This window comes from Bradyrhizobium sp. F1.4.3, assembly GCF_040548375.1.
Lineage (GTDB): Bacteria > Pseudomonadota > Alphaproteobacteria > Rhizobiales > Xanthobacteraceae > Bradyrhizobium.
In genome coordinates this window covers 59,232-67,500 of sequence record NZ_JBEPRN010000013.1, presented here as the reverse complement: position 1 = coordinate 67,500, position 8,269 = coordinate 59,232, and the positions used below count along the sequence as shown (strand labels likewise).

3 protein-coding genes, 2 tRNA genes and 1 rRNA gene are annotated in these 8,269 nt (G+C 61.8%); 2 read left to right on the top strand and 4 right to left on the bottom strand.

What is annotated here, in order from left to right; all coding sequences use genetic code 11:
* Positions 1 to 89 precede the first annotated feature (89 nt).
* The 3 genes from ABIB73_RS27255 to ABIB73_RS27245 all read right to left on the bottom strand — a co-directional run bounded on the left by ABIB73_RS27255 (position 90) and on the right by ABIB73_RS27245 (position 1,951).
* A tRNA-Ala gene (locus ABIB73_RS27255) sits at positions 90 to 165 on the bottom strand.
* Between the two features lie 33 nt (positions 166 to 198).
* Positions 199 to 275 (bottom strand) — tRNA-Ile (locus tag ABIB73_RS27250).
* A 187-nt stretch (positions 276 to 462) separates the two neighbouring features.
* A 16S ribosomal RNA gene (locus ABIB73_RS27245) occupies positions 463 to 1,951 on the bottom strand.
* Positions 1,952 to 2,926: 975 nt separating this feature from the next.
* Between ABIB73_RS27245 and ABIB73_RS27240 the strand changes: the two genes are divergently transcribed.
* Positions 2,927 to 4,990 carry a peptidoglycan DD-metalloendopeptidase family protein gene (locus tag ABIB73_RS27240; protein WP_354228974.1) on the top strand — a complete coding sequence of 688 codons (2,064 nt, stop codon included), beginning with the start codon at positions 2,927 to 2,929 and terminating at the stop codon, positions 4,988 to 4,990.
* Positions 4,991 to 5,104: 114 nt separating this feature from the next.
* On the top strand, positions 5,105 to 5,371 hold the full coding sequence (locus ABIB73_RS27235) for a hypothetical protein (RefSeq protein ID WP_354228972.1): 267 nt from the start codon (positions 5,105 to 5,107) through the stop codon (positions 5,369 to 5,371).
* 73 nt (positions 5,372 to 5,444) lie between these two features.
* On the opposite strand, the gene clpB is transcribed toward ABIB73_RS27235, so the two are convergent.
* Positions 5,445 to 8,096 (bottom strand): ATP-dependent chaperone ClpB, encoded by a 2,652-nt coding sequence (clpB, locus tag ABIB73_RS27230; RefSeq protein ID WP_354228970.1) that lies wholly within the window; start codon positions 8,094 to 8,096, stop codon positions 5,445 to 5,447.
* Positions 8,097 to 8,269: the final 173 nt, after the last annotated feature.

Here is an 8,269-nt window from a genome sequence, read left to right as displayed (position 1 = left end):
CGCACGTCACCGTCCATCCGGACTGGTGGGTGCGAAGTGATGTTTCGCGGACGATTTTCGGTGCACGATCAGTCGATGATCAAACCATCTGGTGGAGCCAGACGGGATCGAACCGACGACCTCATGCTTGCAAAGCACGCGCTCTCCCAGCTGAGCTATGGCCCCGTAACCAGAAGACGAATGCTCACTCGATGAGTGTGGTGGGCCTGGGAAGACTTGAACTTCCGACCTCACGCTTATCAAGCGCGCGCTCTAACCAACTGAGCTACAAGCCCCTAACGCATATCCAGTCAAGGACCAGGGATCTGCAAGCCTGCAGCCCCAGCGCGTGTTCGTCCGCGAAGAAAGAGAAACGTAGACGGCGAAATCCCGCCAATGCAGCTCAACAATCCTGACGATCGTTGGCCACTGATGTTTCTAAAACGGTTCGATAGAAGCAAGCTTCTGAAGAACCATCCTTAGAAAGGAGGTGATCCAGCCGCAGGTTCCCCTACGGCTACCTTGTTACGACTTCACCCCAGTCGCTGACCCTACCGTGGCCGGCTGCCTCCATTGCTGGTTAGCGCACCGTCTTCAGGTAAAACCAACTCCCATGGTGTGACGGGCGGTGTGTACAAGGCCCGGGAACGTATTCACCGTGGCGTGCTGATCCACGATTACTAGCGATTCCAACTTCATGGGCTCGAGTTGCAGAGCCCAATCCGAACTGAGACGGCTTTTTGAGATTTGCGAAGGGTTGCCCCTTAGCGTCCCATTGTCACCGCCATTGTAGCACGTGTGTAGCCCAGCCCGTAAGGGCCATGAGGACTTGACGTCATCCCCACCTTCCTCGCGGCTTATCACCGGCAGTCTCCTTAGAGTGCTCAACTAAATGGTAGCAACTAAGGACGGGGGTTGCGCTCGTTGCGGGACTTAACCCAACATCTCACGACACGAGCTGACGACAGCCATGCAGCACCTGTGTTCCAGGCTCCGAAGAGAAGGTCACATCTCTGCGACCGGTCCTGGACATGTCAAGGGCTGGTAAGGTTCTGCGCGTTGCGTCGAATTAAACCACATGCTCCACCGCTTGTGCGGGCCCCCGTCAATTCCTTTGAGTTTTAATCTTGCGACCGTACTCCCCAGGCGGAATGCTTAAAGCGTTAGCTGCGCCACTAGTGAGTAAACCCACTAACGGCTGGCATTCATCGTTTACGGCGTGGACTACCAGGGTATCTAATCCTGTTTGCTCCCCACGCTTTCGTGCCTCAGCGTCAGTACCGGGCCAGTGAGCCGCCTTCGCCACTGGTGTTCTTGCGAATATCTACGAATTTCACCTCTACACTCGCAGTTCCACTCACCTCTCCCGGACTCAAGATCCTCAGTATCAAAGGCAGTTCTGGAGTTGAGCTCCAGGATTTCACCCCTGACTTAAAGACCCGCCTACGCACCCTTTACGCCCAGTGATTCCGAGCAACGCTAGCCCCCTTCGTATTACCGCGGCTGCTGGCACGAAGTTAGCCGGGGCTTATTCTTGCGGTACCGTCATTATCTTCCCGCACAAAAGAGCTTTACAACCCTAGGGCCTTCATCACTCACGCGGCATGGCTGGATCAGGGTTGCCCCCATTGTCCAATATTCCCCACTGCTGCCTCCCGTAGGAGTTTGGGCCGTGTCTCAGTCCCAATGTGGCTGATCATCCTCTCAGACCAGCTACTGATCGTCGCCTTGGTGAGCCATTACCTCACCAACTAGCTAATCAGACGCGGGCCAATCTTTCGGCGATAAATCTTTCCCCGTAAGGGCTTATCCGGTATTAGCACAAGTTTCCCTGTGTTGTTCCGAACCAAAAGGTATGTTCCCACGCGTTACTCACCCGTCTGCCGCTGACGTATTGCTACGCCCGCTCGACTTGCATGTGTTAAGCCTGCCGCCAGCGTTCGCTCTGAGCCAGGATCAAACTCTCAAGTTGGACTTGAACTTTGAACCGGCTGATCACAACGTTTGACGAGGTCCCACCATTTTTCGCCGACCGAAGTCGACGAGCTGCCTGCGATTCACATCGCTGGCAACGATGGTGTAACCTTAAAACGTGTACCGCCGAAGTCTTTCGTCCGGCCCCGATCCGAAAAGCCGAAGCTTCTCAAATGCGAGACCCGCAAGGACTCCGCCGTCCACGTTTCTCTTTCTTCATCTTCACTTGTCAAACAGCCCGGGACCAGACGGCCCCAACCTTCCTCGGAGGAAGGGTTCCGACACTCTTACCGGCGATGAATGAACCCCAATCGACTTACGTCGATTGTTGTGTCACTCAACAAGGTGAGGAGCATCAGTGGCGCGTTCGCTCGCCTTGGTCAGTGACCCGGCGGCGCCGCGCTCAGTGGTCGGGTTATAGGCCCCCCCGCTCGAGATTGTCAACGGCCATTGTCAACAAATCGTCGCACGGTGGATTGTTGGAAAAATTCACGCGTTTCCAGATGGTTAGGCGGACCTCAAGCGGACGGGACCGCGTCGCCCGATGAAAAAACCCAAAAAAAGTTTGGGCCCGTGGGGCTCCGGGAGCGGCTTTTGGCACCCCTCCCGGCAAGGCCCGGGCGCCGGCCCGTTCAGGAAACTTTTTCCATACTGGACGCCGTACTAGAGCCACAATCCCACGGCGTTCTGGTAAGAGACTAGCTTGAATCGCGGGATGCCAGTGGGGGCTGCCTGCGATTTTCACGGGGTCAGAGGGAGGCGATCTTACGATGACGCGGCCTTCTTCGGACATTCGAGAGACATCGAGAGACCTTTACCCGCTTAGCTGTTCGTAATTTCGGCCGGGCCCCGTCGGGGCTTCCTGAGCGCGAACGACTATGCGGCATGCCTTTTCCCGCGATCCCCCTTCAAGAGGGCGACCAGGGGGAAGCGTGAAACAGGGCGTCTCGGGTCGTTGATTGGGGGACTTGGGTTGAACCACAGGACGTCACGCGGCGCTTACGGGCGTGAGACCGGGATCATCGATCTCGGCCACGAGCCGCCGCTGTCCGTTGATGGTTCCGAAGCCGCCGTCATCGATCGCCGTCGCGTCTCGGTGCAATGGTTTAGCGGGACAATTCTGACCGGACTCTGCGGCGCAGCCCTGATCGGCGGCGCCGTTTTCGCTTCTCTCGACGGCGAAATGACTTTCGCCAAGGTGCCGGAGCGAGTCGAAGGCGCGCTGCGCGGTGCGTTTGGCGCAGCTGATCGCGCTGCCACGCTGCACAAGAGCGACCGGCTGCCGCCGCCGAATGAATCCACCGCGTCGCGCAACATCGTGCGCGTCTCCACCGTCGCCCGCGTCGGCAACCGCGACGTGATGCGCGTGCGCCCCTTCATCCGGATCGCCGGCAATCTGTCGATGACGACAAGCGATCTGTCGGCGAAGATCCCGCCGTTCAACGCCCAGCGTCTGCTCTCCGACGTCGGCTCCGACCCCAAGGCCGCCGCCGACGATCCCAACAATCCCGAAGCCGTCGAGCCGGATGCCGAGGTCTCCTTCGTCACCAAGGACCTGTCGCCGGTGCTGCCGAAGGCCAAGATTTCCGCGGTGGTCGCCCTCGACGACATCCTGATGCGGGTCCGCGACGCTGCCAACTGGCGCGGCAATGGCGGAGTGCGCTACGCCGCACTCGCCAACGCCACAGCCGACGTCTCCGGCGCGACCGGCCCGTCCGACATGAAGATGGCCTACGCCACCGAAGCGTCGCCGTCCGATCCCTATGCCGGCTTCGAGACCCGCGTGGTGCCGGAAAACGTCACGCTGCTGCCCAAGACCAAGGAGCAGATCACCGGCGGCAATCCCAACGGCGAGCGCATCCACATCGTCAAAAAGGGCGACTCGGTCTCCTCCGTGCTGCGCGATCTCGGCGCCACGCCGGACGAGATCAAGGCGATTGCCGCAACACTCGGGCCCCGCGGCCGCGACGGCGGTATCAAGGAAGGCGAAAAGCTCCGCATCCTGATGGCGCCCGCAAGCCCCGGCGCAAGACTTCAGCCCTACCGCGTCGTCGTCGCCAACGACACCATGGTCGAGGCGATCGCGGCGCTGTCCGATCTCGGCAAATACGTCGCCGTCGACGTCTCCAGCATGAACACCGTCGCCGACGGTGCGGCCAACGCCAACAGCGACGATGATGAGGATGACGACGGCACCGGCGTGCGGCTCTACCAGAGCATTTACGAGACCGCGATGCGCAACAAGGTGCCGATGCCGGTCATCGACGACATGATCAAGATCTACTCCTACGACGTCGACTTCCAGCGCAAGGTGCAGCCGGGCGATTCCTTCGACGTGTTCTACGCCGGCGAGGACGAAGGCGTGACGGCGACCGAAAAGAACGACGTTCTGTTCGCCTCGCTCACGGTCGGCGGCGAGACCAAGAAATATTACCGCTACCAGAGCCCCGACGACGGCGTCGTCGACTACTATGACGAGACCGGCAAGAGCGCGAAGAAGTTCCTGGTCAGGAAGCCCGTCAACAGCGCCATCATGCGCTCCGGCTTCGGCGGCCGCCGCCATCCGATCCTCGGCTATGTGAAGATGCACACCGGCGTCGATTGGGCCACCGCCTACGGCACGCCGATCTTTGCCGCCGGCAACGGCGTGATCGAGAAGGCCCAGCTCGAGGGCGGCTACGGCAAATACATCCGCATCAAGCACAACAACGGCTACGAGACCGCCTACGGCCATATGTCGGCCTTCGCCAAAGGCATGGAGGCCGGCAAGAAGGTGCGTCAGGGCCAGGTCATCGGCTTCGTCGGCTCGACCGGCCAGTCGACAGGGCCTCACGTTCACTACGAAATCCTGGTCAACGGCCGCTTCGTTGACCCGATGCGCGTCAAGCTGCCGCGCGGTCGTTCGCTGGAAGGCCCGATGCTCACGGGCTTCGAGAAGGAGCGCGACCGGCTCGACGGCATGATGAGCGGCCGCAACGGCGCTATCGCCCGGATGTCGGACGCGACCGGCGGCCCGCTCCAGGTCACCAACCGCTAGCTGTTTTCCGCCGGCAGCCTTTTCCCGGCACCTCGCGCTTCCTCCCTTCCAATGGAACTGTTCGGCGGGCCCCTCGTTTGAACCGCCCGAAGGGCAATTCCAGGAGGAGGAACCATGCAGCATCTCTCTCGGGACGATGTGACCAAGGCCGTTAGCGGAGCTGACGACGTCACGATTGCCCAGATCATTGGAACCGGCGCGACAGTCGAGGAGCTTGCCGAAGCCCAGGCCTGGCTCGCCAATGACGAGCCCATGATCAACGACCTGCGTCCGCTCGCGCATGGCCGCGTGCGCGAACTGGTGGATATTCTTTCGGAGCTTGAACAGGAGGGCGACGAGGAAGGTCCGGCCAATCCCGGCTCCGCGTCCGCGGTCAGCTAGGGCGAACCTCGTCAAAGCAATTCGCCCCGGAGAGGTTGACCTCTCCGGGGCGGTTTTGCAGTGAGCGCTACGATCAGTTCAGCTTGCGCTTCGACACCGGCGCGTCGAACTGGGTGATCTCCGCGGTCTGCGGCGCCTTGCCGTTGAAGGTCAGCACGTTGCCTTCGGACGAGATCGCAACCGAGTCCCCGTCCTTGACGTCGCCGGCCAGGATCATCTCGGCGAGCGGATCCTGGACGTAACGCTGGATCACCCGCTTCAGCGGCCTTGCCCCATAGGCGGGATCCCAGCCCTTTTCCGCCAGCCAGTCGCGCGCCTTGCCATCCAGCGTCAGCACGATCTTGCGATCGGTCAAAAGCTTCTCGAGCCGGCCGAACTGGATCTCCACGATCCGGCCCATCTCGCTCTTCTGGAGGCGGTGGAACAGGATGATCTCGTCGACGCGGTTGAGGAATTCGGGACGGAAATGCCCCCGCACCGTCGCCATCACGTGCTCGCGCACGGCGGAGGTATCCTCGCCTTCCGGTTGATTCACCAGAAACTCCGAACCGAGGTTCGAGGTCATGATGATCAGCGTGTTGCGGAAATCCACGGTACGGCCCTGGCCATCGGTCAGGCGGCCGTCGTCGAGCACCTGCAACAGGACGTTGAACACGTCCGGATGCGCTTTCTCGATCTCGTCGAACAGCACCACCTGGTAGGGCCGGCGCCGCACCGCTTCGGTGAGCGCGCCGCCCTCGTCATAGCCGACATAGCCCGGAGGCGCGCCGATCAGCCGCGAGACCGAGTGCTTCTCCATGTACTCGGACATGTCGAGGCGAACCATCGCGGTCTCGTCGTTAAAGAGATACTCCGCGAGCGCCTTGGTCAGCTCGGTCTTGCCGACGCCGGTGGGCCCCAGGAACATGAACGAGCCCATCGGCCGGTTCGGGTCCTGGAGGCCCGCGCGAGAGCGGCGCACGGCGGTCGCGACCGCATGCACGGCTTCGGCCTGGCCCACGACGCGCTTGCCGAGTGAGTCCTCCATCCTCAGGAGCTTGTCTTTCTCGCCTTCCAGCATCTTGTCGACGGGCACGCCGGTCCAGCGCGAGACCACCTGCGCGATGTGGTTGGCAGTGACCGCCTCCTCCATCATCTCGCCGGAGTTCTGCGTTGTATTTTCCTTGGCCTCGATGTCCGCAAGCTTCTTCTCGAGCTCCGGGATCCGGCCATAGGCCAGCTCGCCGGCCTTCTGGAATTCGCCGCGCCGCTGGGCGTTGGCGAGATCGACCCGCAAGCCGTCGAGCTCGGCCTTCAGTTTCTGGGCGTCGGAGAGTTTGCTCTTCTCCGCGCTCCAGCGCGCCGTCAGCGCCGCAGATTTCTCCTCGAGGTCGGCCAGCTCCTTCTCGAGCGCGCCAAGACGGGTCTTGGAGCCGAGATCGCTTTCCTTCTTCAGCGCCTCCTGCTCGATCTTGAGCCGGATGATTTCGCGGTCGAGCGAATCCAGCTCTTCCGGCTTGGAATCGACCTGCATCTTCAGCCGCGCGGCCGCCTCGTCCATGAGGTCGATCGCCTTGTCGGGCAGGAAGCGGTCGGTGATGTAGCGGTTGGACAGCGTCGCGGCCGCCACCAGCGCGGAATCGGTGATCCGCACGCCATGATGCTGCTCGTACTTGTCCTTCAGGCCGCGCAGGATCGAGATCGTATCCTCGACCGAGGGCTCGTTGACGAAGATCGGCTGGAAGCGCCGCGCCAGCGCCGCATCCTTCTCGACGTGCTTCTGATACTCGTCGAGCGTGGTCGCGCCGATGCAGTGCAGTTCGCCGCGCGCAAGCGCCGGCTTGAGCAGGTTGGACGCGTCCATCGCACCGTCGGCCTTGCCGGCGCCGATCAGCGTGTGCATCTCGTCGATGAACAGGATGAAATTGCCTTCGGCTGCTGTCACCTCCTGGAGCACGGCCTTCAGCCGCTCCTCGAACTCGCCGCGGTATTTCGCGCCGGCAATCAGCGCGCCGAGGTCGAGCGAAAGCAGTTTCTTGTCCTTGAGGCTTTCCGGCACGTCGCCATTGACGATGCGCAGCGCCAGGCCTTCGGCAATGGCGGTCTTGCCGACGCCGGGCTCGCCGATCAGGACGGGGTTGTTTTTGGTCCGGCGCGACAGCACCTGGATGGTGCGGCGGATCTCCTCGTCGCGGCCGATGACCGGATCGAGCTTGCCGTCGCGCGCGGCCTGGGTCAGGTCGCGGGCATATTTCTTCAGCGCATCATAGGCGTTCTCCGCGGTCGCAGAGTCCGCCGTGCGGCCCTTGCGCAGCGCCTCGATCGCCGCGTTGAGATTTTGCGGGGTGACGCCGCCCTTGTTGAGGATCGTGCCGGCCTCGCTGTTCTTTTCGAGCGCGAGCCCGAGCAGAAGCCGCTCGACAGTGACGAAGCTGTCGCCGGCCTTCTCGCCGGCCTTTTCGGCAGCGTCGAAGGTGCGGGCAAGCTCAGGCGCCAAATAGATCTGGCCAGCGCCGCCGCCAGAGACCTTCGGCACCTTGTTCAGGGCGTCCTCGGTCGCCTTCAAAATTGCACGGGAATTGCCGCCGGCACGGTCGATCAGACCGGCAGCCAGCCCCTCATTGTCGTCCAGCAGGACTTTCAGGAGGTGCAGGGTCGAAAACTGCTGGTGCCCCTCGCGCATCACAAGCGACTGCGCGGACTGGATGAAGCCTCTGGAGCGTTCGGTATACTTCTCGATGTTCATGTCTTTTCTTTCCCTCGGCCTGCCCCTGGAGCCCCTAAGGCACTCCAAACGGCATCTTCATTGGGTTTCCGCTGGCCGCATTGATGGTCCTCAACCGGCAACGGTCGTTATCAGCCGGCGCTGGCGCCGGCCTGATCCAGATGTGGGAAGCGTGCCCTCGGATCGGAAGAGGC